At 63.1% G+C, this 22,772-nt stretch carries 19 protein-coding genes; 10 read left to right on the forward strand and 9 right to left on the reverse strand.

The genetic code is table 11. The annotated features are described in order from the left end of the window. The first annotated feature begins 101 nt into the window (after positions 1–101). Positions 102–1,145 carry a hydrogenase expression/formation protein HypE gene (gene hypE, locus AB1792_10240; protein ID MEW5702595.1) on the forward strand — a complete coding sequence of 348 codons (1,044 nt, stop codon included), beginning with the start codon at positions 102–104 and terminating at the stop codon, positions 1,143–1,145. 31 nt (positions 1,146–1,176) lie between these two features. Next, positions 1,177–1,647: a GNAT family N-acetyltransferase gene (locus tag AB1792_10245; protein ID MEW5702596.1), complete on the forward strand. Its 471-nt coding sequence runs from the start codon at positions 1,177–1,179 to the stop codon at positions 1,645–1,647. A gap of 128 nt (positions 1,648–1,775) precedes the next feature. Here AB1792_10245 and AB1792_10250 read toward each other — a convergent pair whose 3' ends face one another. The 9 genes from AB1792_10250 to AB1792_10290 form a co-directional block, all read right to left on the reverse strand. Next, positions 1,776–3,101 (reverse strand): hypothetical protein, encoded by a 1,326-nt coding sequence (locus AB1792_10250; GenBank protein ID MEW5702597.1) that lies wholly within the window; start codon positions 3,099–3,101, stop codon positions 1,776–1,778. Between the two features lie 34 nt (positions 3,102–3,135). Beyond that, positions 3,136–3,609 carry a hypothetical protein gene (locus AB1792_10255; protein ID MEW5702598.1) on the reverse strand — a complete coding sequence of 158 codons (474 nt, stop codon included), beginning with the start codon at positions 3,607–3,609 and terminating at the stop codon, positions 3,136–3,138. Next, on the reverse strand, positions 3,602–4,186 hold the full coding sequence (locus tag AB1792_10260) for a hypothetical protein (protein MEW5702599.1): 585 nt from the start codon (positions 4,184–4,186) through the stop codon (positions 3,602–3,604). Before AB1792_10260 ends, AB1792_10255 begins: the two co-directional genes overlap by 8 nt. Beyond that, positions 4,183–5,868: a hypothetical protein gene (locus AB1792_10265; GenBank protein ID MEW5702600.1), complete on the reverse strand. Its 1,686-nt coding sequence runs from the start codon at positions 5,866–5,868 to the stop codon at positions 4,183–4,185. The genes AB1792_10260 and AB1792_10265 overlap by 4 nt, the downstream gene beginning before the upstream one ends. Positions 5,869–5,920: 52 nt before the next feature. Beyond that, positions 5,921–7,075 carry a prepilin-type N-terminal cleavage/methylation domain-containing protein gene (locus AB1792_10270; GenBank protein MEW5702601.1) on the reverse strand — a complete coding sequence of 385 codons (1,155 nt, stop codon included), beginning with the start codon at positions 7,073–7,075 and terminating at the stop codon, positions 5,921–5,923. A 24-nt stretch (positions 7,076–7,099) separates the two neighbouring features. Then, positions 7,100–7,552 carry a prepilin-type N-terminal cleavage/methylation domain-containing protein gene (locus AB1792_10275; GenBank protein MEW5702602.1) on the reverse strand — a complete coding sequence of 151 codons (453 nt, stop codon included), beginning with the start codon at positions 7,550–7,552 and terminating at the stop codon, positions 7,100–7,102. A 62-nt stretch (positions 7,553–7,614) separates the two neighbouring features. Continuing rightward, the gene (locus AB1792_10280; GenBank protein MEW5702603.1) at positions 7,615–8,052 is read right to left on the reverse strand and encodes a prepilin-type N-terminal cleavage/methylation domain-containing protein; all 438 of its coding nucleotides are present in this window, start codon (positions 8,050–8,052) and stop codon (positions 7,615–7,617) included. Positions 8,053–8,277: 225 nt separating this feature from the next. Then, positions 8,278–9,489, reverse strand: a complete 1,212-nt coding sequence (locus tag AB1792_10285; protein MEW5702604.1) for a type II secretion system F family protein — start codon at positions 9,487–9,489, stop codon at positions 8,278–8,280. Between the two features lie 288 nt (positions 9,490–9,777). Further along, positions 9,778–11,472, reverse strand: coding sequence for an ATPase, T2SS/T4P/T4SS family (locus AB1792_10290; protein MEW5702605.1), 1,695 nt, complete (start codon positions 11,470–11,472; stop codon positions 9,778–9,780). Positions 11,473–11,748: 276 nt separating this feature from the next. Here AB1792_10290 and AB1792_10295 point away from each other — a divergent pair, with 276 nt between their 5' ends. From AB1792_10295 to AB1792_10330, 8 genes are all read left to right on the forward strand, one after another. After that, positions 11,749–13,149: a thiolase domain-containing protein gene (locus AB1792_10295; GenBank protein MEW5702606.1), complete on the forward strand. Its 1,401-nt coding sequence runs from the start codon at positions 11,749–11,751 to the stop codon at positions 13,147–13,149. Positions 13,150–13,159: 10 nt separating this feature from the next. Beyond that, positions 13,160–13,672: an OB-fold domain-containing protein gene (locus AB1792_10300; GenBank protein ID MEW5702607.1), complete on the forward strand. Its 513-nt coding sequence runs from the start codon at positions 13,160–13,162 to the stop codon at positions 13,670–13,672. Between the two features lie 413 nt (positions 13,673–14,085). Further along, the gene (locus AB1792_10305) at positions 14,086–14,688 is read left to right on the forward strand and encodes a heme-binding domain-containing protein (GenBank protein MEW5702608.1); all 603 of its coding nucleotides are present in this window, start codon (positions 14,086–14,088) and stop codon (positions 14,686–14,688) included. Further along, positions 14,688–16,022, forward strand: a complete 1,335-nt coding sequence (locus AB1792_10310; GenBank protein MEW5702609.1) for a TolC family protein — start codon at positions 14,688–14,690, stop codon at positions 16,020–16,022. Before AB1792_10305 ends, AB1792_10310 begins: the two co-directional genes overlap by 1 nt. 15 nt (positions 16,023–16,037) lie before the next feature. Then, positions 16,038–17,627 (forward strand): efflux RND transporter periplasmic adaptor subunit, encoded by a 1,590-nt coding sequence (locus tag AB1792_10315; protein ID MEW5702610.1) that lies wholly within the window; start codon positions 16,038–16,040, stop codon positions 17,625–17,627. 17 nt (positions 17,628–17,644) lie between these two features. Beyond that, on the forward strand, positions 17,645–21,010 hold the full coding sequence (locus AB1792_10320; GenBank protein ID MEW5702611.1) for a CusA/CzcA family heavy metal efflux RND transporter: 3,366 nt from the start codon (positions 17,645–17,647) through the stop codon (positions 21,008–21,010). A 234-nt stretch (positions 21,011–21,244) separates the two neighbouring features. After that, entirely contained in the window at positions 21,245–21,589 is a 345-nt protein-coding gene (locus tag AB1792_10325; GenBank protein MEW5702612.1) for a hydrogenase maturation nickel metallochaperone HypA, read from the forward strand. A gap of 260 nt (positions 21,590–21,849) precedes the next feature. Further along, positions 21,850–22,599, forward strand: a complete 750-nt coding sequence (locus tag AB1792_10330; protein MEW5702613.1) for a DUF6125 family protein — start codon at positions 21,850–21,852, stop codon at positions 22,597–22,599. Positions 22,600–22,772: the final 173 nt, after the last annotated feature.

Consider the following 22,772-nt stretch of genomic DNA (forward strand, 5'->3'; position numbering starts at 1 on the left):
AGCCCTTTCGCTTCGCTCAGGGTGAACAGGAGCTTCGCCCTCCCGAAAGAAACGGCACTGACATTCTGTCGGGAGGACCAACGGCGGATCGGAGCATGGGGATGAACCAATCCGAACCGGCATGTCCCTTGCCTTGGGATCACGACACGATCTTGTTGGCGCACGGCGGCGGAGGCCGCCTGATGCACCGCCTGATCAATGATGTCTTTCTGGCCGAGTTTGGTGCTGTTCCTCCGGTCGGGCTGCACGACGGCGCTCTGCTCGATATCGCGGGCGGCCGGATCGCGTTCACGACTGACACGTACGTCGTGCGGCCGTTGTTTTTTCCCGGCGGAGACATCGGCACACTGGCTGTCTATGGCACGGTCAATGACCTGGCCATGTGCGGCGCGCGGCCCTTGTACCTCTCCGTGGGGATGATCTTGGAAGAGGGTACGCCGATCGCCACCGTCCGCGCCGTTGCCGCCTCCATACGCGCCGCGGCCACGGCCGCACAAGTCCGGGTTGTCACCGGCGACACGAAGGTCGTTGAACGCGGTCGCGGCGACGGCCTCTACGTCAACACGGCCGGTATCGGCGTCGTGCCGCCGGATGTCATGATCGCGCCCGGTCGAGTACGTGTGGGGGATGCGGTCATCCTGTCCGGCGATCTTGGACGACATGGGATCGCCATCATGGCGGTGCGCGAGGGATTGGCGTTTGAGACCACGATCAAGTCCGATTGCGCGCCATTGGCTGCACCGGTGGCGCGCCTACTGGACACGGGCATCGATGTCCACTGCCTGCGCGATTTGACGCGCGGCGGCCTGGCCAGCGCCCTGGTGGAGATTGCCGGCGATGCGTCAGTACGCATTCACATCGAAGAGCGAGCCATCCCGATCACTGATGATGTCCGCGGCGCCTGCGAAATCCTCGGACTCGATCCGCTCCATGTGGCCAATGAGGGTCGCTTCGTGGCCTTCGTTCCCGCCGGTCAGGCCGACGCAGCGCTGACCCTGCTGCGGGCGCATGCGCCGGGCGGCAACGCGGCCATCATCGGTGTTGTGCATCGTGATCCAGAGGGGATTGTCACTCTGACGAGCGTCATCGGCGCCGAACGGATCGTCGATATGCCCTCGGGTGAGCAATTACCCCGCATCTGTTGAAGCTTCGCCAAATCCCGAATGGTGGCAACCAGTGAGCGCGGTGATCACGACGGCCTATGAGGCACCCGCCCTGGACGCGGTTCGACAGCTTTTCCGGGAGTACGCCGAGTCACTCAACTTCGATCTCTGCTTCCAGGGTTTTGACCGCGAATTGGCGGAGCTTCCCGGGGAGTACGCTCCGCCGACGGGGCGGCTGTTGTTGGCACGCGCTGGGGATCGTGAGCCGGGTTGTATTGCCCTGCGGGCGCTATCGCCCGACATCTGCGAGATGAAGCGACTCTACGTGCGTTCTGAATTCCGTGGTCAAAAGATCGTGCTGTTGCTGGCGCAGCGGCTCATCGCCGAGGCGCGCGTGTGTGGATACACCCACATGCGACTGAACACCGTGCCGGCGATGCAGACGGCGATCGGGCTGTACCGCTCGCTCGGACTTGTGACGATCCCGCCCTACCGGCATAATCCTGTGCCCGGGGCGCTGTTCTTCGAGCTGAATCTGCGTTGACGATGACCATTGGATCTTGCGGACGGGACGCAGCACACCGACCCGTTTCTTCTTCGGCACGCACGCACAAGCCTTCCTGGGCCGCTGCCCCGGAGGGCTTGTGCATGGCACCACGAGGTTGATGCCGATCAGTGGATCGCCACGGGTTCCAGTATGCGCGGCGTGATGAAGATCAACAGATCGGTCTTCTTCTTCTCCACCTTGCGGTGGCTGAACAGCGCGCCGAGGAAGGGGATATCACTCAGCAGGAAGATGCCGCTCTTGGTGGTGTATTCCGTCTCACGCACCAGGCCGCCGATCACGATGGTCTCATTGTTGCGCACGCGGACCGCCGTGCGCACGGTGCGTTTGGCCGTGATCGGCCGCTGGTTGTTGACCGGCCCGGTGTAGCCGGTGATCTCCTCCACGACCGGCTCGACGTCCAGTGTCACGGTGCCGGTATCGTTGAGCCGGGGAATGACCGACAGTGAAATCCCGACGTCGAGATCCTGGAATTCGACGATATCCTGGATGACCGTTCCTTCCGTGAACCGCGAGAGCGTCTGCACCGGAATGCGAGTCGTGACCCGCATCACGGCACGCTCGTTTTCCAGCACGGTGACACGCGGATCGGACAGCAGGCGCGCCTGGCCCTTGCGGCTCAGCATCTCCAACACGCCGGTGAGTTGATCAACGTTCAAGGTGCCGAATCGCCAGATCTTCCCATCGGGGATCTGATACTGTGCCGCCGGAGGTACGGTGGTCGTGGCCTCGCCCTCGGTGGTCTGGGTCGCGGAACGATCGGCAATGGTCGCCGTGATCTGGGTCGGCCAGTTCAAGCCGATGCTCTGCTGGTCGTCGATGTTTGTCTCGACGAATTTCGCCTCGATCTCAAACTGCGGGCGCGGCACATCGAGGGAATCGATCAGGGCGAGGACGGCCGGCATCGCCTGCGGCGTCTCGCTGATGACCAAGAGAGGCGCCGGAACGCTGGTTCGTTCGGCTCCGGGTGGCGCGGGTGTCGACGACTGAGCGGTCAGGACATCGACCTTCCCGTTTGTTGACAACACATTGGTGAGGACCGCCTTGACCGCGGTGGGATCGGCCCAGCGCAGGTTCACCACGCGGTGCTCCATGTCGCCGCCGCCGGCGGCATCGGCGGGTGTCACGACCAGCACGTCATCCCGCCAACGGTAGGACAGCCCATTCGCCATGGCGATGGCGTCCAAAGCGGTGCGCCAGTCAACATCGCTCAGGTTGACATTGATCTGGCCCTCGGTCTGGGGAGCCACGACGAGATCGAATCCGACCTGCCCGGCCAACGCCGTCAGCACGACGGGGATGTCAGTGGATACGAAGTTCAGGCTAACGTTCTTGGGACCCGGGATCGCGAACGCCGCGGTGGCGGGCACGATCCCCGGCCAGACGATCAGTAGTCCGGCCAGCATCCGTTTGATTCTTCGATGACGACGCATCCCTGTCATCCCTTCCCCTGAATCGGCACGCGGATCATGACAAGTCGAGACGAAGCGTCTCCTGTCCGCGCACCAACACCACTTGTGTCTCGTCGATGCGCAGTACCCGCCAGCCGTCAATCACGCTGCCGACTTGCCCCACACGTCCATTGATCACACAAACACGTCGGCCTTCGACGGTCATCACACCCTGTAGCACAAGCCCCGGCTCCGCCTGCCGCGTCTCGACCGCGATGACCGACGTTGATGTCCCGGTGAGATCCACCCGACCCCGGAACGGATCACGCGGCCACGTCGGTGCAAAGGCGCAACGATCGAGGACGATTCCCGTGTCGATCGCGGCGCGATCGGGCGGGACCACCGCCGGTGCCATCGTGGCCGCCACGGATTCCGTCGTAGTCGTGACGTCGCTGCGGCGGTGACGCTCCCATGGGCGCATGAGCAGGCCGAAGATGACGGCGCCGATGAACGTCGCATAGACAATGCGCTTGCGGGTGCGTTCATTCATGGCCCGACTCCGCAGGCACAATGATCCAGAAGGCGGCGCGTCCGGAGAAGTTGACGGCACCTTCGGTTTCGCCCTTGGCCCACTCGCATGCAAACCACTGTTGGAAATCGGGGCAGGCCTCGAGGCGGTCCAGCCAGGTGCCGATGGCCCCGAATCCTCCGGTCGCCGTCAATTCAAGCCGTAATGTATCCAGAGTGACGCCGGTGACGGACGGCGAACCGGTGCACGATCGAAGATCCATTACACAGGCGAGTTCCGGGTCAATATCGATCTGATTCACACCGGCTGCGCGCGCAAGCCTGGCGAGCCGGTCGACGAGAGGACCGAGCGAATCCGCCCGATGGAAGCCGTCCGCCAAGCGGCGCAACTGAACGGTGGCTGAATCTCTCCGTGCCACCAGTTGTGGGGTCGACGCAAAACCGGCGATCGCGGCGCGGCGTTGCTGTTCGGTGACCGCCAGCTCCGTGTGGCATTGGCGGCCACGACGCTGCTGCGGACCCAGAATCAGAAACGCCCACACGCCCCACAGGGCCATCGTGGCCGCGCTCCAGATCAGCCAGTGAGGGAGTCTTCTCATTTGTCTCCCCCCGTCACGGATCTGATGAGCGGCTGCAACTGGACCGTGAAAGCCCATAGGCGCTGACCCTGTCCGTCGACCATGCGTTCATTGAGCAAACGGACGCGACCACGGCCGGTGAGCGATTCGAGACGGTCAGCCCAGTCACGGTAGGTCAGCGTGTGAGACAGTCCGCCCTGAGTCATCGTTCCGACGAGGCGAACAGTCAGCGTGGCCTCCGGCACACGATGATCCAGGGAGTCGACCGTGACGATCGCGTTCGTCAGTCGTCCGTTCTCGGGTAGCGTGGCGAGCACGGTCTTGAGCCACGGCATGAGCGTCAAGGGCGTCTTGAGGACTGTCAGGAGATTCTGCTGCCGCGACAGGGCCAGTTGAGCGGACGCCAGATTGCGGGCGACCTGCGAGGCCTGTAGTGCCATCAACTCCGACTGCGCCGCTTTCAGGGACTCGGCCGCGCGTTTTCCGTGTGCCCACAGAAACCACGAGGATGCCGCTACAGCCACAAGTGAGATCAGACAGGCGCCGCGTGCCAACTGCGTCAGGCGGAGTCGGAGTTGCGATTGGCGTATTGTGCCCGGTGTCAGGTCAACGGCAACGCCCCCGCATGCGGCATGCAGCGCCGGGGCGATGTCTCCCGCGTTGGCGTGCAACCAGGCGGCGATATCGTCGGGGACCGACTGCAGCAGGTTGTCGATGGGGTTGCTGATTTCGATCCCGGCAGCGAAGCGGCTCTGCCAGTCCGTCACCAAGGGTGCGACCGCTGCGGGCAATCCGATTACGGTGAGATGCTCGGGGGCCCGGTTTGGATCGACATTCAGATGAAAGTCGAACGCGTCGCCGATCGCCGTACCCATGGTCTTGATCCACCGGCGCATGTCGGCCGCATTGGCCTCCCCGATCAGGGAGCCCGCCTCCGATGGGGGGCTTGGCATCGGTCCCAAGTCAAAGTGGAAGGTCAGTTGGCCATCGCGGAAGACGCTGAATGCCCCGCGTCGCTCGGACCATACCGCGACGGCCCCATTACGGTCGCTGTCGCGCGCGGATTCCATGCGCCGATGGCGCTGGGTGCCGACCACCGACACACTGCGCAGCTTCCCGTCGAGCCGGTCAATGGCCGCGAGAATCGGCGCGGCGTCCTCGCGTGGCACCGCCACGAGCGTAACATGCCATCCCGCAGCGCCGGCAGCGGTGATGCACATCCCGTGGAGCGCCTCCTGGTCATTGAGGGGAAACGGGATCAGCTTCTGCCCCTCCCACAGCGCGGCCCGCTGGCGTTGCCGCGCCGGCACTGGAGGAAGACGAAAGCGGCGGACGATGGCTCGGGCAGTGGCCAGGACTATGTGCACGTTGGGTCGGGCCTCGCCGATCAACTCCCGCAGATGTTGTGCCATCTGCTCCGGCGAGGGAGTTCCCTCGTATGACTCGACCAGTAGACCGGCGATCGCATCGGCGGGCTTGCCGGGCGCAACAGCCACCGCGACGATGCCGTGCCCATCGTATTCAATGCCGAGTTGGATCTTCCGGCCGCGGAATTGTGCCGGGTCCTTCCATTGCCTGAGGACTGTGCACGCGGACTGGCCCGGTGTCTCGTCGCCGGGAGGCACGAATCCCGCACCGACCGGAGTCTCGCGGCCGCCTCTGTCCCGAATCGCGATCGGCTCGATGGTCGTGGGCGACGGCATAATGATCTCTGCAGGGTCCCGGAGGGGATCGTGACTTCCTGGCGCGCGGACCCTATGGGCCGCTGTTGAATGTCACGGACTGCCCGTTACTGAATGTGATCGTGAAATCGACATTGGACATGTCAGCGTTGCTGCCGCCGACAGGCGCGTTGCGGAAGGCCTGCAATCGCACTACGACAGTCGCCCCGACGGCCATCGTCCTTGCGCTGGTGAATGTGCACTCTTCGCCACTTGCGGCACGCGGATTGGACCGATTGAAGACCGTCGTCCCACCCCAACGAATCGTCTGATAGTAGGCCGTGGGAGAGTACGTGGCCGTGAGCGATGTGATGATGGCACCGGCCGACCCGGCATTGAAGATGCTGAACTGCACGTTATTCGAAGGAGAACTCGCGGTGCCGGGAACGAACTGAATCAGCGCTCCTCCGCCACCCCCACCTCCCGTGGCCGCGAAGGGGCTCCGCGGCAGTCGCAGGGCAACGGTGCCGCCGCTCCGCGGCAGAAGACAGGCCACCGCGGGCACGGTGTCATTCATCGCCCGATAGATGGCCTCGACCGTGCGGATGCCCGCGGGGATGGCCGCGAATGAGAACGCGCCCCCGGGAGAGGGAGTCGCCGTCGCGGTCGTCGTGCCCCCAGTGCCGTTGGGATAGGTGACTCGGATTGTCACGGCGACATTGGAGTCCCCTGGTGGATTACCCGCCGCGTCCGTGACTGTTCCGTTCACTGGCGTGCTGGTGAGATCACTGGCTGCCGACGCGACCGACTTGGTCATTGCCAGAGATCCGCCGCCGGTGGATGCGATGGTGATGCCGGTGGTCAGCGTATAGGGATTGCCCCATGCATCCGTCTTGAAGCCGGTGGGATCTTCCGCGAACCGGTGGCGAATGTACGGTCCCCTCCAGGTTGCCCAACCGCCGGGATTGGCAACCAGGTTGTCGAGTGTCGCCGGGACCGAGCCATTGTCTCCGACGTACCCAAAGTCCACCCGCAGTCCGTTCGTGTAGAGATCGGGATTCCCGGCGATGGCGAAGGCGAGCTCGTCCATTTCATTCTGCGTCTCGCGGATGCGGGCGCTTTCGACCGTGTTTTGCAGCGCGCGCAGGGCGACGGTCGAGAGGATGCCGATGATCACAACGGTCATCAGCACCTCGATCAGCGTGAACCCTTGGTCCCGCCGTTCATGACTCTGTGTGCGACTGGACATCAGTTGCGGTCCGCAGGTAGCGTCTCAGAACGTGATGGCGATCGGTGTTCCCGAGCCGTTGCTCTCGATACGGCGTGACACCGGAGTGTAGACATAGGGGCTGCCCCAGGCGTCGGTGAGGTACGCCCCGTTCGTGCTGTCGATGTACGGCCCGTTCCAGCCGACATGCTGGAACGGGTTCCACGCGGGGACGGTATCGGGCTTGACGACCAGGTCGACAAGCAACGACGGCAGGTGCCCGACATCCCCCTCGAAACCGCGATCGCCGGCCGCATCGGACCCGGCAATGGCCCGGGCCAGGCGCCGCATCTCGTCTCTGGTCGCCGTCTCTTGCGATGAGGTCAGGAATGTGCCGATGACCGGGATGGCGACCGCCGCCATGATTCCCACCAGGACGATCACCATGACCAGTTCAATCAGGGTGAAGCCGGAATCACGGCCCCGCCCCACGCACAGACGACGTCGCCGGGAAGGCATACAGAGCATCCTCTCCTACGACCCCTTTCGGGACGGGAGGAAAGCGCCGGATCGGCGACGCCTCAGTAGTTGTTTTCCCCGGCCACGTTGGTGTTGGGCCAGACTTCGCCGGTTGCCGCATTGTAGGCCCAGCCGCCACGCGTCCCCACGATCACGCCCTTGGTCACCCCGGTGACAATCGAATCCGGGGCATTCGTCGGGAGTTGATAGGGATTGCGGGGAATCTCGTGCGCCATCACGGTGCCGACGGTCCGGAGCGACGCAATCGGCGGCCAGGTGGCCGTGCCGGTGGTCAACGCGGTATTGGCGTAGTAGATTGAGATCCCCGAGCGCAATCCGCCCAGGGCGCCGCGGCAGGATGACGCCTTGGCCTCGCCGACCATGTCGACGTATCGGGGAATGGCCACGGCGGCCAGGATGCCCAAGACCGCGATGATGATGACCAGCTCGATCAATGTGAACCCGGCGCGGTCGCCGTGGAACTTGCGCAGAATCGACATGTGACTCACCCTCCATGCACTCCGATTGTGGTTATCTTCGTGACCCTGATGTTCATCCTTGTTATCGGCTGAACTTCCGGGGACCTGAGTGCGGAGGACCTGCCGGTAGCACGGTTCGCGGAGGTGGAGGGCACGAGCTGATGTCAGTGGCCGGGAGGCTGCACAGCAGACGGCTTCCCGGCGTCCGTATCATGGTGGCGAGCGCTTGACCGAGGCCTTCGCATCTTATTGCCGGAACAGTGTATAGAGATTCCACATCGGCAGGACGACCGCCAGAGCCAGCAGGAGGACGCCGCCGGCCAGCACGAAGATGAGGATTGGCTGGACGCGATCGGTCAGACGACGAACGTCGTAGTCGATCTCCTGTTCGTAATGTCGGGCGACCTCCGCCATCATGCGTTCGATCTCGCCTGACTCAAACCCAATCCCGATCATCTGGTAAACGAGTGAAGGCATCACGGCATCGGGCGCCGCCGCCGCGGCCGGTTCCCCGACCGTCAACCGCTGGCGCATCGCGACGACGTCATCGGCGGCAATCTCGTTCCCGATCCCGGCCGCAACGGTGTCGAGAGCCGTCGTGACCGGCACGCCGGCGGAGTACAGAACTCCGAACAGCCGGGCAAAACGACTGACAGCCACTTTCAGGAACAATGTTCCGGCGAGCGGCAGGCGCAACAGCATGCGATCGCGCCAGCGACGGCCCGAGGTGGTTCGGGTCCAGCGCCACCACCACACCCAGATGGCCGCAACGAGCGGCGGTCCCACCCACCAGTAGTGATCGACCGCCGCGGTGATTGCCATCAACAGACGGGTCGGCGCCGGCAAGCTGCCGCCGTAGTGGGTGTAGAAGGACAGGAACTTCGGCACGACGAACTTGACGACGAAGGCGCCGACGACGACCATGGCGATGACGACCATGATCGGATAGCGCACGGTTTCCTTGATCTTGCGGCGAGTGATCATCTCCCGCTCAAGGAACGCGGCGGTTTGCTCCAAGACCGTATCGAGCCGACCTGTCGACTCGCCGGTCTGAATCGCGCCGAGATAGACCGAATCGAAGAGGCCGGACGCGGTCGCCATTGCGGCCGAGAGAGTCTGCCCTCCCGCGACCTGATCACCGATCTGCCGGAGGGCCGTTGCCACACGGAGGTTTGCCGTCTGTCGCGCGATCAAATCGAGCACGGTGAGAATGGGAATCCCGGACTTCAGCAGGGAGGCGAGCTTCTGGGTGAACAGGATCTTGTCCTCCAGGCGCCAATGGACGTCACGCCAGGCCCGGGGCCGCAAATCGGAGAGACTCCGCTTGGGGGCCACTCGCAGCGGAATCAGGCCCTGACGGTCCAGTTGCGTCCCGGCGTCACCGAGACCCTCGGCGGTGATCCGACCCCGGAAGGTGCGGCCACTACGGTCGGCGGCAGTGTAGGTGAATTCAGGCATGGAATGTGCTTAGAACTTCTAACATAAAGAGAACTGTGATCTATCCCGTTGATAGACAAGGAAGTGTGATACGATGTCCGACATGTCCGAATCCCTCACCCCGACCATATACCGGAGGGAGAGGGAGGAACTTAACCTCTCCCTCTGGGAGAGGTCGATCCGGCCGGTGGCCGGATCGAGTGAGGGTGCTCGTCGTTCATTCATTTTGTTAGAGGCACTTGGATCGGTCAGGAAGTTCGTTCAGATCCCTCCCCGAACGGCTCCGGTCATGACGACGGCGACGTCGCCCTATGCGATCGCCTCCCACACCTCGGACCGGCGCGGGATGACGCGTAGGACCTCCCCGGCCGTCGTCAGGCCGCCGGCGACCAGCGCGCGCCCCTGTGTTTGCAGATCCTGATAGCCGCGGGCGCGCAGATGCTCGCGCAGTTGCGCGGCGTTGTGTCCTTCAGCCACCATGCGACGGATGGCGTCGTCGACGTTGAATACTTCGTAGATGCCGACTTGACCTGCATATCCGGTGCCGCGGCACATCCGGCAACCCACCGCTTTGCGCCAGATTCCCATGTCGCTCAGCATGTCGAATCCCAGTTGCTCGCCCACGGCCGGTGATGGGTCGATGACCACGGCGCATTCATTACACAGCCGTCGCGCCAGACGTTGCGCCACGACCGCGCGCAGCGCGGTGGCGACCAGGAAGGGCTCCACGCCGACGTCGACCAGGCGCAAGGGCGCCGCCGCGGCGTCGATCGTGTGGATCGTCGACAGCACGAGGTGACCGGTCATCGCCGCGCGGACGGCGATCTGCGCCGTGGGGCCATCGCGGACCTCGCCCACCATGATGATGTCGGGGTTCTGGCGCATGAACGCCCGCAGGCAGATCGGGAAGGTGAGTCCCGCCTTTTCGTTCACCTGCACCTGATTGACCAACGGCAGCGCGTACTCAACCGGGTCCTCCACCGTCACGACGTTCTTCTCGGGCGTGGTGATCTCTTTGAGCGCGGCGTAGAGGGTCGTTGTCTTTCCCGATGAGGTCGGCCCACTGATCAGGATCATCCCCTCCGTGGCGTGGATCTCCGAGCGCAGCAGTTCCAACTGTCCCCCCGACAGCCCCAGACTCTCCAGTGTCAACTCGATGCCATGACGCCCGAGGACACGCACGACAACCTTCTCCCCGTGGACTGTGGGGATGGTCGAGACACGCAGATCGACCGTCTGGTTACCTACGGTCATGGCGAACCGCCCATCCTGGGGGATGCGTTTTTCGGATACGTCCATGCCCGCCAGGACCTTGATGCGTGACACGATTGCCGGGTGCAGATTGGCCGGGGGCTGGGCCTCCTCGCGCAGCACCCCGTCGACGCGGAAGCGGACGCGCAAGAGCCCTTCTGCCGGCTCGATGTGCAGATCGGAGGTCTTCTGCTTGATCGCCTCGGACAACAGCACCTCGACCAACCGTACGATCGGCGCATCCTCCGCCGTGATCGGAGTGCCCCGCCCGCCGCCGGATGCGGGCATATCGCTGATCACGCGCTCGACGCTGTCGGCCACTGTGTAGAACTGAGCGATGGCGGCGTCGATGTCCTCCGGCGTCGCCACCACGCGATTGACCAAAAGCCCGGTCTTATAGCGGACTTCGTCGATGGCCACCATGTCGAGCGGGTCGGCCATGGCCACGGTGAGTCGATTCTTGATCTTGAAGAGCGGTACGACCCGGTGACGCTTGGCCGTCGGCAGGGGAATGATATTGACGACCTCCGGGTCGGCCGTGAGACCTCGAATCGTGATCTTGGGGAGACCCAAACGCTCGCTGAGGATGTCGACGAGGTCGGTCGAGGAAATCCGCCCCTGCGCCACCAGGATGTCGCCGAGACGACGGCCGGTCCGTTTCTGTTCCTCCAAGGCCTCCGAGAGTTGCTCGGGAGTGATCAGGCCTCGTGCCGCCAGGAGGTCACCGATACGCGGATAGGTCGGCTGATTCATACGCGTGCCTTTGCATCGGCCGCCCCGGACGGTCCAAGCGGTCCGATGCAAACCTGCATAATCAGTTATCGACATCAGCGCCTGAGCCTTTTGCCGTCGGGATCGACCCCGTACGCCGACTGCGCGGGTCACGGCCGTTGAGATCGCCGGCTTCTTTGTGCCGTTGTTCACATCGCGCCGAATCTGCTGGAATTCCGTGTGTCGGTACGGTAGCTTGGCGGGGCGATCCGACCACCCAGACGACATGCACGCGGTGTTCGGCATAAGGAGGAGAACATGATTGAATTCGCACCGGGAAATCTGCGCATCCCCAAATGGACCCGCCCGGTCTACATGGTCGCCGCCGGGATGAGCGACTTCCGCAAACGGTATCCGGAGAAGAAGCTGGAAGAGCTCTGCATGATGGCCTTCCGCATGATGCTGGAGGAAAACGATCTCAAGGTCGATCCCCTGGAGGTCAAGGGCCACATCAACTTCGCCTGCTACGGGGAGTTTGCCGATCATTTCCAGGACCAGTTACTCTGCGAGGCCAAGGTTCATGATTACATCGGGTTGGATCCGCTCGGCAACGTCGGCATCAAGACCGGCGGCGCGACCGGCGGCTCGACTTTGCTGATGGGTGCCACGACCATCGCCAGCGGACTGTCCGACTGCACGTTGGTCCTCGGCTGGGAGCGGATGGATGAGGTGATCACGTGGACCGGGAACTACTACATCGCCTCGGCCGCCTGCAAGGACTTCGAGACGCGGCTGGCTCGTAACTATGCCAGTTACTATGCCCCGATGGCGCGGCGATTCCAGGAAATGTACAACGTCGATGAACGCCTTCGCGCCGCCATCGCCGTCAAGAACCGTCTGTACGCCTGCTATTCACCGTACTCGCAACAGCCGGGGCGGCACACGGTCGACGAGGTGTTGAACGGCGACATCGTGTCCGATCCCTTGCGTTTCCTGGAGTGCTGCGCCATGAGCGTCGGCTCGGCCTGCACGCTTCTGTGCTCGGAGGAGCTGGCGTACAAGTTCACCGACAAGCCGGTGCGGCTCTACATCGCCGGCGGGTCGCACACGCTGCGAACCGGCGACCGTCGCCCGATGCGGATTCCCCTGTTGCCGAATGAAACCGAGGCCGGATACAAGAAACTGTACGCGGAGATGGAGAAGCAAGACGGGCGCTGGCCGGGGTTCGAGAGCTTCGGCGCCACACGCATGGCGGCCTATCTCGTCTACCGCATGGCGGGCATCCATGTTCCGGTTGAGGATCTCGACCTGGTGGAAACGCATGATGCTTTCACGATTTCCGACCTGCAGACATATGGCGACGTGGGCTTGACGCTCTATGGCGAAGAGCAGGAGTACGTTCGCTCCGGCGAGTGCTACCACACCAACCCGCACACGGGCCAGCCGGGCAAATGCCCCGCCAATCTCTCCGGGGGGCTTTTGGGTACCATGCATGCGGTCGGCGCCACCGGCATCTTCCAGGCCGATGAGGTCCTCTGGCAGTTGCAGGGAAAGTATGACAAGTTCCATGGCGATCCCAAGCTCTGGGAGCGCTACGGCAAAACCAAGCCGTCCGACTGGCAGAGTCTGCAAGTCAAGGATCCGCGGCGTGGGTTGGCGATCTCCCACGCCGGTGTCGGCAGCCATGTCACCTGTGCCGTTCTCGAAAAGGCCTGGTAGGAGGTGTATGATGAGCGACCGTGTTGCCCTGAAGACCACTCCATCCGAAATCACCGTCAAAGGTGATGCCTGGATTCTGCACTTTCCGCGTTTCGGCAAAGAGGGAACGCATCTTCACACGTACGGCCTGCTGACGCCCTATTTCAAAGGTCTCACCGAAGGGAAGCTGTTGGGGACCAAATGCACCAATCCGCGTTGCCCGATCTACAAGGGCAAAGGCGAACTCTGGATTCCGCCGCGTGCCGATTGCCCCGACTGCCACCAGCCGATGGTCTGGGAGGAAGTCAAGGATCCCAAGGGCTACATCTATGCATACACCTACGTCGAACGCGGCGGCACCGGATTGGAAATCGAGTGCCCATACTACCAGATCGATGTCAAGCTGGATGGCGTCTGTTCCATCGTGAAAGGGTACCTGGTCAACCGCAAGCCGATCAAGATCGGCGATCGGGTCCGGGCGCGCTTTCATGCCGGGAACGACGCGACTCACACGTGTCTGGATGTGTATTGGGAATTGACCTGATCGATTGAGGCGATTGCACAGACCACATCTTTCGACACTGGCGGCCGGTGGGTGGAATCTCCACTCACCGGCCGAGCTCTGATGATCAAGTGACGAGTGGCTCGGACTCCTCCGGTGACACACCAAGGAAAGGTCACTCCCTTCGGGCTGGGACAGACCAGACCAAGAGGCGGATCGTGGATGCCTCGATCTTCTTTGTGATGCAAATCGAGCACTGGTAGCCCAAATCAATCAGATTCCGTGATCCCACCCGGAAGTCGCTTGTAGTCGGATCGCTTCGTCTTCATTCTCATCAATCAGGACAACGGGTTGCGTCGCCGCTGGCGCCGCAGCTTGAACGAGTTCAATCAGGCACGGCAGTTGCTTCCTCACGCCGAGACCGGAGTGTGGAGCAGGAAAGGGACAGACGATTCATGGGCAAACGGACACCAGACTGGCGGTGGACCTTCGTAGAGGGCAACTCCCGCCGGATGCTTTCTGTTCTTCTCATCAGCGCGGCGCTGTCGGCAGCGGTCCTGGCGCAGACTCGTGAGTCGGGCCGGGTCGCCGCAGACACCGCGGCCATCGATTCCCCCACCGGCTCGGCGGTTGAGAGCGGATTGGACTCCGTGTACTCAGCGATTCAAACAGGTTTCGCCGACGTCCGACCGATCTTCGAACGCGGGTGCTTCGATTGTCACAGCACCAAGACACACTATCCCTGGTATTATCGGCTCCCCATCGTCAAGGGGCAGATCGACGGCGACATCCGGCAGGCGCGTCGACATCTTGACATGACCAACGGCTTTCCCTTCCAGGGGCACGGGACACCGGCGGATGACTTGAGCGCCATCCGTGAGGAGATCGACAGCGGCGACATGCCGCCCTTGGGCTACCGGCTCTTTCATTGGAACGCCAAGCCGAACGCGGCGGAGGCACAGGCGATCGACGCCTGGATCGAGCGCAGTCTGGCGTTGCTGGCTGCACACGGGCAACTCCCGGCCGGGGTCAAGGACGAAGGTGAGGGAGAGGAGTAGTGACGCGCCCTATTCCCATGGTCGCCGTCGTTGCGGTGGCGTTCGCCATCTCTGCGGCATCGCTGCGAGCACAGGCAGGATCCGCCGCTCCGGATTCGGGTGGGACTTCCCCGTCCGGGGTACTATTGCTCGACACTGTGGTCGCTCAGGCCCTCCGCCACAACGATCGGGCATTGGCGGTGCGCTACATGGAGGAGGCGGCCAAGGCACGCATCGGTCCCGCGGGGGCATGGGACGATCCCATGCTGATGGTGGGTGTGGCCAATCTGCCCACCTCATTCGACTTCCGTGAAGACGGGATGACGATGGAGATGCTCGGCCTCAGCCAGAGCATTCCCTATGCCGGGCAGAAGGGTTTGCAAGCCAAAGCCGCCGCCGCCGATGCCGCCGTCGCGGGCGAGGACCGTCGCCAGGTGCAGCTCGACCTGATCACGGCGGCGAAGTCGGCGTACTTCGACCTCTACTATCGCCGTCTCACGCTCGCCGATCTGCGCGGACAGCACGCGTTGCTGGAACAGGTCGCCCTGGCGGCGCGCGCGAAGCTGACTACCGGACTGGCCAATCAGGAGGATGTCGCCGCCGCCGAGGCCGACGTCGCGCGGTTGGGAGCGGAGATTCTCGCGGCCGAGCAGACGATCGACGAGGCCTCATACAACTTGAATGCACTGCGCGGCGTCGATTCGGCCAGCCCGGCACCGGCGTTGGCCGATCCGCCGATGCCAATCGTGCCTGACAGCGTGGCGCCTTGGCTGGCGGCGGCAATGGCACATTATCCGCCGCTGCGGAGACTGGAGCATCAGGCGGAGGGATACGGTCTTTCTGCGGCGGCCGCCCGCCGCATGCAGTGGCCGATGCTGAATCTGCAAGCCACCTATGGCTTGCGACAGGATACGCCCAGTGAACGCCGCGACGTGGTGGGTGTACAGGCAACTCTCTCATTGCCGGTATTCGCCGGTCGACAGCAGGGACAGATGGCGCGTGCCATGCTGGCGATGCAACGGAGCGTCGACGCCGACGCGGCACAGTTGTGGCGTGAGACTGAGGCCACACTGCGCACGCTGCACCGAAGGGCGGTCCGGCTGGCCGCGAGTCTGTCCCTATACAATGAGCGCATCATTCCCGCGGCACAGGAAGCCTATGAGAGCGCTTTTGCGGGTTACAGCGTGGATCGCACGCCGTTCATCGCTCTATTGAGCTATGCGACGGCGATCTACCGCGACCGGATCATGGCCCAGAAGATCGCCAATGAGCTGGCGCGAACCGCCGCGGAAGCCGAACGGTACACGACCGATGCGGATCTGCTGCCCGCTGTCCGCGCGACCAGAACACGATGATCGGGAGAAGAAGCCGTGACGTCTGTTCCCAATGAATACGATGGCGATGCCGAAGCCCGGTCGGACTTGACAGGAAAGGAATACCCGGGGTCACTGCATCGCGGCCGTCAGCGGTTTGTGTGGGTCACGATCGTGCTCCTGCTGATTGCGGCGGCGTTTCTCATCGGCCGCGGCCTGGCCCCGATCGGCTCCGGCGGCACAGGCGACGTTACACAGTATCACTGCCCCATGCACCCGACCGTGGTGTCCGACCAGCCGGGCGATTGCCCGATCTGCGGGATGAAGCTGGCGCCGATGAAGACCGAGGCGACTTCTGAATCACACGCCGTACAGTACCACTGTCCGATGCATCCGACGATCATCTCCGATCAGCCAGGGGAATGCCCGGTCTGCATGATGTCGCTCGTGCCGATGGACGATGCCGGGTCGTTCGGACAGAACGCGCCTCCGAAGAAGAAGACGATGTATCGCTCGACCATGAACCCCGACGAAGTGAGCGACCATCCCGGCAAGGACGCGATGGGGATGGAGATGGTACCCTTTGAGGTCACAGAGGGGGGTGAATCGTCCAGCGTGCCCGGGCTCGCGGCCGTCTCGATCACGCCCGAAGTGCGTCAGGTCATGGGCTTGAAGCTCGGGACGGTGGAAAAGCGGATGCTGGAACGCGACGTGCGTTCGTCGGCACAGATCGTGGCCGACGAGACGCGTTTGCATGATGTCACGGTCAAGGTCGAGGGCTGGGTCGACAAGTTGTTTGTCGCAGTCACCGGCCAGGAGGTCGGCAAAGGCGACCCGCTCTTGACTCTCTACAGCCCGGAATTGGTGTCGGCACAGGAGGAGTACCTGATCGCGCTGAAAGCCAAGGGCACGCCCGCCGGTGATGCCGTGCTGGCCGCGACACGGAAACGGTTCCAGTTGTGGGACATCAGCGGCGCGCAAGTTCAGGAGTTGGAGCGGACCGGTGTTGTCGAACGCACCATGACGCTCTTTGCGCCGGCCAGCGGCGTCGTGATCGAGAAGAACGTCGTCGCCGGCCATCAGGTCATGCCCAACGAGTCGCTGATGAGAATCGCTGATCTCTCGGTTGTCTGGGGGGACGCCGACATCTACGCCTCCGATCTGCCCTACGTGCAGGTCGGCATGCCGCTGGAACTGTCACTACCGTATTGGCCGGGCAAGTCGTTTGATGGCACAGTCATCTTCGTCTCGCCGACGGTCGATTCCGAGACCCGTACATTGCGCGCCCGTCTGGAGATCCCCAATCCGTCCAGGTTGCTCAAGCCCGGGATGTACGGTGATGCGCGGCTCTTCTATCGACTGGGTGAGAAACTCAGCGTTCCGTCTTCTGCCGTGATGTTCAGCGGTCGGGGCGCCTATGCGTTCAAGGACGGTGGCGATGGTCGCCTCGTCCCGACCGCGATTACGGTCGGGACACGCAGCGGTGATTGGTACGAGTTGATTTCTGGTCTGCGGGCGGGGGATCAGGTTGTTGTGTCGGCCAATTTCCTTGTCGACAGCGAATCGAACTTGAAGGCCGCGCTGGACGCGATGAGCAGCGGCAATGGAAGCACCCTATCCGCCCCCGGCGAACACTCAGAACACTGACACTGACGCATCCGGCCATGCACGGTTCATCGACATCAGACGGCACCTGGATCAAGAAGTGGATCGCGTTTGCGGCCGCCAACCGCGTGCTGGTGATCATGCTCACGGCGGCGGCGGTGGCCTACGCGTTCTACACGATGAGCCACATGCGGTTGGACGCGATCCCCGATTTGTCGGATACACAGGTGATCGTGTACACGCGCTGGGACCGCAGCCCGGATATCATCGAGGACCAGGTTACCTACCCGATCATCACGGTGCTTCTGGGGGCGCCCAAGGTAAAGGCCATCCGCGGGTTCAGCGATTTCGGCTTCAGCTATGTGTATGTCATCTTTCAGGACGGCACCGACATCTACTGGGCGCGCAGCCGTGTCGTCGAGTACCTGCAGAAGATCACGGGCTCGTTGCCGGCCGGCGTCAATCCGGAACTCGGCCCGGATGCGACCGGCGTGGGGTGGGTGTTTCAATACGCGCTCGTCGATTCGTCGGGGCGGCACAGTCTGGCCGAGTTGCGCAGCTATCAGGATTGGAATCTGCGTTATGCGCTGCAGAGTGTGCCGGGCGTGGCGGAAGTGGCCGGGATCGGCGGCTTTCAGAAGCAGTACCAGGTCACGATTGACCCCGGTCGACTGCAAAACTACGGCCTCAGCATCATGGAACTCACCGAGGCGATCCGGCGCTCGAACAACGAAGTCGGCGGCCGTCTCATTGAGTGGAGCGGCAAGGAGTTCATGGTGCGCGCCCGGGGCTACATCCAAAGCCCGGAGGCATTGGAACAAGTCGTCGTCAAGACCGGTGCAGGCGGTACGCCTGTGTTGCTGCGCGATGTCGCGACCGTCGCCTTGGGACCGCAGATCCGACGCGGCGTTGCCGACTTGGACGGCGACGGCGACGCGGTCGGGGCCATCGTGGTCATGCGCCACGGCGAGAATGCGCTCAACGTCATCGCGCGTGTGAAAGCGAAGCTGGCCGAGCTCGAACCTTCGTTGCCCGAAGGTGTGCGCATCGTCCCCACCTATGACCGATCGGAGTTGATTCACGAGTCGATCGAGAACCTCAAGCATGAGCTGATCGTGGAGATGATCATCGTCAGTCTGGTGATCCTGTTCTTCCTCTGGCACATCCCCTCGGCCATCGTGCCGATCATCACCATCCCGATCTCGGTCGTGCTGTGTTTCATCCCGATGTACTACATGGGCATCACATCGAACATCATGAGTCTGGCCGGCGTGGCGATCTCGATCGGCGTGCTCGTCGACGGGGCGATCGTTGAGGTCGAGAACGCCTACAAGAAGCTCGAACGGTGGCGGGAGGAGGGTAGTAAGGGCGACTTTCACAAGGTCCGCCTCGAAGCCCTCCAGGAGGTCGGACCGAGCGTCTTCTTCTCGCTGTTGGTCATTGCCGTCTCGTTCCTCCCGGTCTTCACGCTGGTGGATCAGGAGGGCCGGCTGTTCAAGCCACTGGCCTATACGAAGACTCTGGCCATTGCCCTGGCAGCCCTGCTGGCGGTGACGCTCGATCCGGCGGTGCGCATGCTCTTTGCGCGAATGGACGACTTCACCTTCCGCCCGCGCTGGCTGGCGAGGATCACGAGTACATTCGCCGTCGGCCGATACTATCCCGAGGAAAAACACCCGGTCAGCCGCATACTGTTTGCGATCTACGAGCCGCCGTGCCGGTGGGTGCTGCGCCACCCCAAGACGGTAATCATACTGGCTGTGTTGGTGGTGGCGACCACCGTGCCGGTGTACGTGCAACTCGGCCACGAGTTCATGCCTCCGCTCAATGAGGGCGTGATTCTCTACATGCCCACCACCCTGCCGGGAATCTCCGTCACCGAGGCCCAGCGCCTGATGCAGACCGAGGACAGGATTCTGAGATCATTCCCTGAGGTGGTCAGGGTCTGGGGTAAGGCGGGCCGCGCCGAGACCTCCACCGACCCGGCGCCGTTCTCGATGATGGAGACCACCGTCATGCTCAAGCCGAAGGAGCAATGGCGGCGCAAGGAACGGTTCTTCAGCGGTTGGCCCAAGCCACTCCGCGCCGTGCTCGGCCATCTCTGGCCGGAGCACATCTCCTATGAAGAACTGATCGCGGACATGGACCGCGCGCTACAGATACCGGGAAACGTGAACGCGTGGACGATGCCGATCAAAGGGCGTATCGACATGCTGTCCACCGGGGTCCGGACGCCGATCGGCATCAAGATCTTCGGGGCCGATCTGGAAAAGATCCAGCGCATCGGAGAACAACTGGAAACGATCGTGCGACAGATCCCCGGAACCCGGAGCGTGTTCGCAGAGCGCGCCGGCGGCGGGTATTTTGTGGACTTTGTCCCGAGACGTGACCAACTGGCCCGCTATGGCCTGACCATCGACGATCTGCACGGTGTCATCATGAGCGCGATCGGTGGGGAGACCATAACCACCACGATCGAAGGCCGGGAGCGCTACTCGGTCAATTTGAGATACCCGCGGGACCTCCGTTCCGACCTCGACCAGTTGCGCCGCGTGCTGGTCACGGCCCGTGCCGGCTCCGGTGTCGGGAATGGCAGCGGCGGGATGACGACCGGCGATGCCGCAATGCGGGGCGCCACGCCCGTACACGTCCCCATCGGCGAACTGGCGGACATTGAGTTGGTCAACGGCCCCGCGATGATCCGCGATGAGAACGGCATGCTGGCCGGCTACGTGTATGTGGACATCGCCGGACGCGACATCGGCGGCTATGTGGCCGACGCGAAACGCGCTGTTGCGGATCACCTCAAACTGCCCACCGGCTACTCGCTGGTCTGGAGCGGCCAATACGAGAACATGCAGCGCGTGCGCGAGCGCCTCAACATCGTCCTGCCGATCACCATCTTGCTGATCTTTCTGTTGCTGTATGCGAACACGAGGTCCACGACGAAAGTACTGATCGTTATGCTGGCGGTGCCATTCAGCCTCGTCGGCGCCGTCTGGTTCTTGTATGTCTTGAATTACAATGTCTCGATTGCGGTGTGGGTCGGCATGATTGCCTTGGCCGGTCTGGATGCCGAGACCGGCATCTTCATGCTCCTGTTCCTCGACCTGAGCCATGACGAATATCGGCGCAGCGGCAGGCTCCGCACGCTCGCCGACCTGCACGAGGCGATCATCCATGGCGCCGTGAAGCGCATCCGCCCGAAGATGATGACGGTGATGGCGGCGGCCATGGGTCTGATGCCGATCATGTGGAGCGCCGGTACCGGTGCCGACATGATGAAGCGTGTTGCTGCGCCCATGGTCGGTGGCCTGTTCACGAGTTTCCTGATGGAACTCCTCGTCTATCCCGCCATCTATCTGCTCTGGCGGGGCCGGGAGTTGAAATCCGCGACGGTCAGTACGGACCCGACGGTCGCCTGACGGCCGACAGGCACAGATGGTCCGGCGGATGCAACCTGCCAGTCGGTGGCGGGGCCGCTGCAGCACGATGACACCCTCCAACTTCAGTTGGATTTGGCGGCGGACGCCCGTATCCTGACGGTTGGGATCGCCGGTGATACGGTCCCCGACAGTGTGTCCTTCCCGGGTAGTGACGGCATCGGTGCGCCGTTGTCCTGGAGGCATCGCGGATTATGTTCCAGAGGGACATCGTCCATGCATGAATACTCCGTCGTTCAGCAACTGGTCGAGAAGCTCCTTGTAGAACTGGCGAGGCAAGGCGTGACCAGCGTAAAGGCTATCCACGTGCGGTGCGGCAGCACCTTCAAGGAAGAGCCGCTGCGGCAGGCGCTGGTTATGCTGTCGGACCAGACGCCGCTGGCAGGGGTCGAGATTGTCGTGGACGAATACACTGTGGAGCACACTTGCGTTGCCTGCGGGCATACCGAGACCGTCCACGCCGATGATCTGATCGGACATCTGTTCGTCTGTCCGTCGTGCGGCACGCCGAAAGAGATCGAAGAAGCCCACGGGCTGCAGTTGGTCGGTGTGACGGTCTGACGGGCCGCTGCCCCAGAACCTCGCTGACAGGATCACGCCTCCACGTTTTTCGGGAGGGCGAAGCTCCTGCTGAGCCGGGGTCATGGCAGCCTGTCAAAGACGGCTCGGCGGGAGCCTCGCCCTCCCGAACGATTCTCGGATTCGCTCTGCCAGGTGGTCTGTGTCACATCCAATCTCCCTCTCGATTCCCCGCGACAATCCTCCGGCATGCCGCTATCTTGGGCCTGCTTGGGTTGGAATGTGCTCACAGAGAGGATCGCATGCCGGAAGACAACAACATCACCAGCAGCGAAACCAGATCGGGCGATGAACTGGTCCGACTCATCATCGAAGCACTCCACCGTACGATGATCCACTACGCGCTGTGGTGGAAGGAGACCGAGCGACGGCTCGGTCCGGAGGCGTGCATAGCTCTGGAGTCCACGGTGTGGGATCAGTGGTTCAAGCTGGCGACCGGGCGCATCGGACAGACAGCCGGCACGTTGGTTTCCGACGGGATCCCGGAGGCGCTGAGTGGGTTGAAGCAGGCGGAACTGGAGGCCTTGCGGACCGCGATGTCGGTGAACTGGCTGGCTTGCGATGGCTTGTGGTTTCAGGCGGTGGAGAGGCATTCCGGTCTGGCGAAGGCGCAGGAGTGCAACAACGCCGCCTGGGAGCACTTCTCGCCGTTCGAGGCGGCACGGATCAAACAGATGCATGGTCTGCCCGATCAGGGCGGCTTGGATGCTCTGGACCAGGCGCTGCGACATCGGCTGTACGCGCACATCAACAAGTACACGATCGAACGTCCCGACTCCGGGACGTTGGTTCTGCACATGAACGACTGCCGCGTGCAATCGGCGCGCAAGCGCAAGGGGCTCGCCGACTACCCCTGCAAGTCGGGGGGCATGATTGAGTACACGACGTTCGCGAGCGCAATCGATCCGCGCATCCGCACCGAGTGTCTCGGCTGTCCGCCTGATCCGCATCCGGACAGTTGGTTCTGCGGTTGGCGGTTCAGGTTGCCATAGGAAACGCCGCAGATTCCTCGGAGCGCTTCCCTCACCCGCCCGCCTTCGGCGGGCGACCTCTCCCGGGGGGAGAGGTTACTTCGTCTGGCGACCGTTTCATTCTTGTCAAAATCCCTACTTTCGCAGGGCGGTGCAGCTTCTCCGTGCCGTACGTTATTGCAGGGGCCGGGAAT

This window comes from Candidatus Zixiibacteriota bacterium (genome assembly GCA_040752595.1).
Taxonomy (GTDB): domain Bacteria; phylum Zixibacteria; class MSB-5A5; order WJJR01; family WJJR01; genus JACQFV01.

Excerpts from the sequence above, each read along its gene's own strand:
- AB1792_10325 (MEW5702612.1), top strand. The coding sequence starts at position 21,245 with ATGCATGAATACTCCGTCGTTCAGCAACTGGTCGAGAAGCTCCTTGTA.
- AB1792_10320 (MEW5702611.1), top strand. The coding sequence starts at position 17,645 with ATGCACGGTTCATCGACATCAGACGGCACCTGGATCAAGAAGTGGATC.
- AB1792_10300 (MEW5702607.1), top strand. The coding sequence starts at position 13,160 with ATGAGCGACCGTGTTGCCCTGAAGACCACTCCATCCGAAATCACCGTC.
- AB1792_10255 (MEW5702598.1), bottom strand. The coding sequence starts at position 3,609 with ATGAATGAACGCACCCGCAAGCGCATTGTCTATGCGACGTTCATCGGC.
- AB1792_10295 (MEW5702606.1), top strand. The coding sequence starts at position 11,749 with ATGATTGAATTCGCACCGGGAAATCTGCGCATCCCCAAATGGACCCGC.
- AB1792_10265 (MEW5702600.1), bottom strand. The coding sequence starts at position 5,868 with ATGCCGTCGCCCACGACCATCGAGCCGATCGCGATTCGGGACAGAGGC.
- AB1792_10275 (MEW5702602.1), bottom strand. The coding sequence starts at position 7,552 with ATGCCTTCCCGGCGACGTCGTCTGTGCGTGGGGCGGGGCCGTGATTCC.
- AB1792_10305 (MEW5702608.1), top strand. The coding sequence starts at position 14,086 with ATGGGCAAACGGACACCAGACTGGCGGTGGACCTTCGTAGAGGGCAAC.
- AB1792_10285 (MEW5702604.1), bottom strand. The coding sequence starts at position 9,489 with ATGCCTGAATTCACCTACACTGCCGCCGACCGTAGTGGCCGCACCTTC.
- AB1792_10270 (MEW5702601.1), bottom strand. The coding sequence starts at position 7,075 with ATGTCCAGTCGCACACAGAGTCATGAACGGCGGGACCAAGGGTTCACG.
- AB1792_10260 (MEW5702599.1), bottom strand. The coding sequence starts at position 4,186 with ATGAGAAGACTCCCTCACTGGCTGATCTGGAGCGCGGCCACGATGGCC.
- AB1792_10290 (MEW5702605.1), bottom strand. The coding sequence starts at position 11,472 with ATGAATCAGCCGACCTATCCGCGTATCGGTGACCTCCTGGCGGCACGA.
- AB1792_10250 (MEW5702597.1), bottom strand. The coding sequence starts at position 3,101 with ATGCGTCGTCATCGAAGAATCAAACGGATGCTGGCCGGACTACTGATC.
- AB1792_10280 (MEW5702603.1), bottom strand. The coding sequence starts at position 8,052 with ATGTCGATTCTGCGCAAGTTCCACGGCGACCGCGCCGGGTTCACATTG.
- AB1792_10330 (MEW5702613.1), top strand. The coding sequence starts at position 21,850 with ATGCCGGAAGACAACAACATCACCAGCAGCGAAACCAGATCGGGCGAT.
- hypE (MEW5702595.1), top strand. The coding sequence starts at position 102 with ATGAACCAATCCGAACCGGCATGTCCCTTGCCTTGGGATCACGACACG.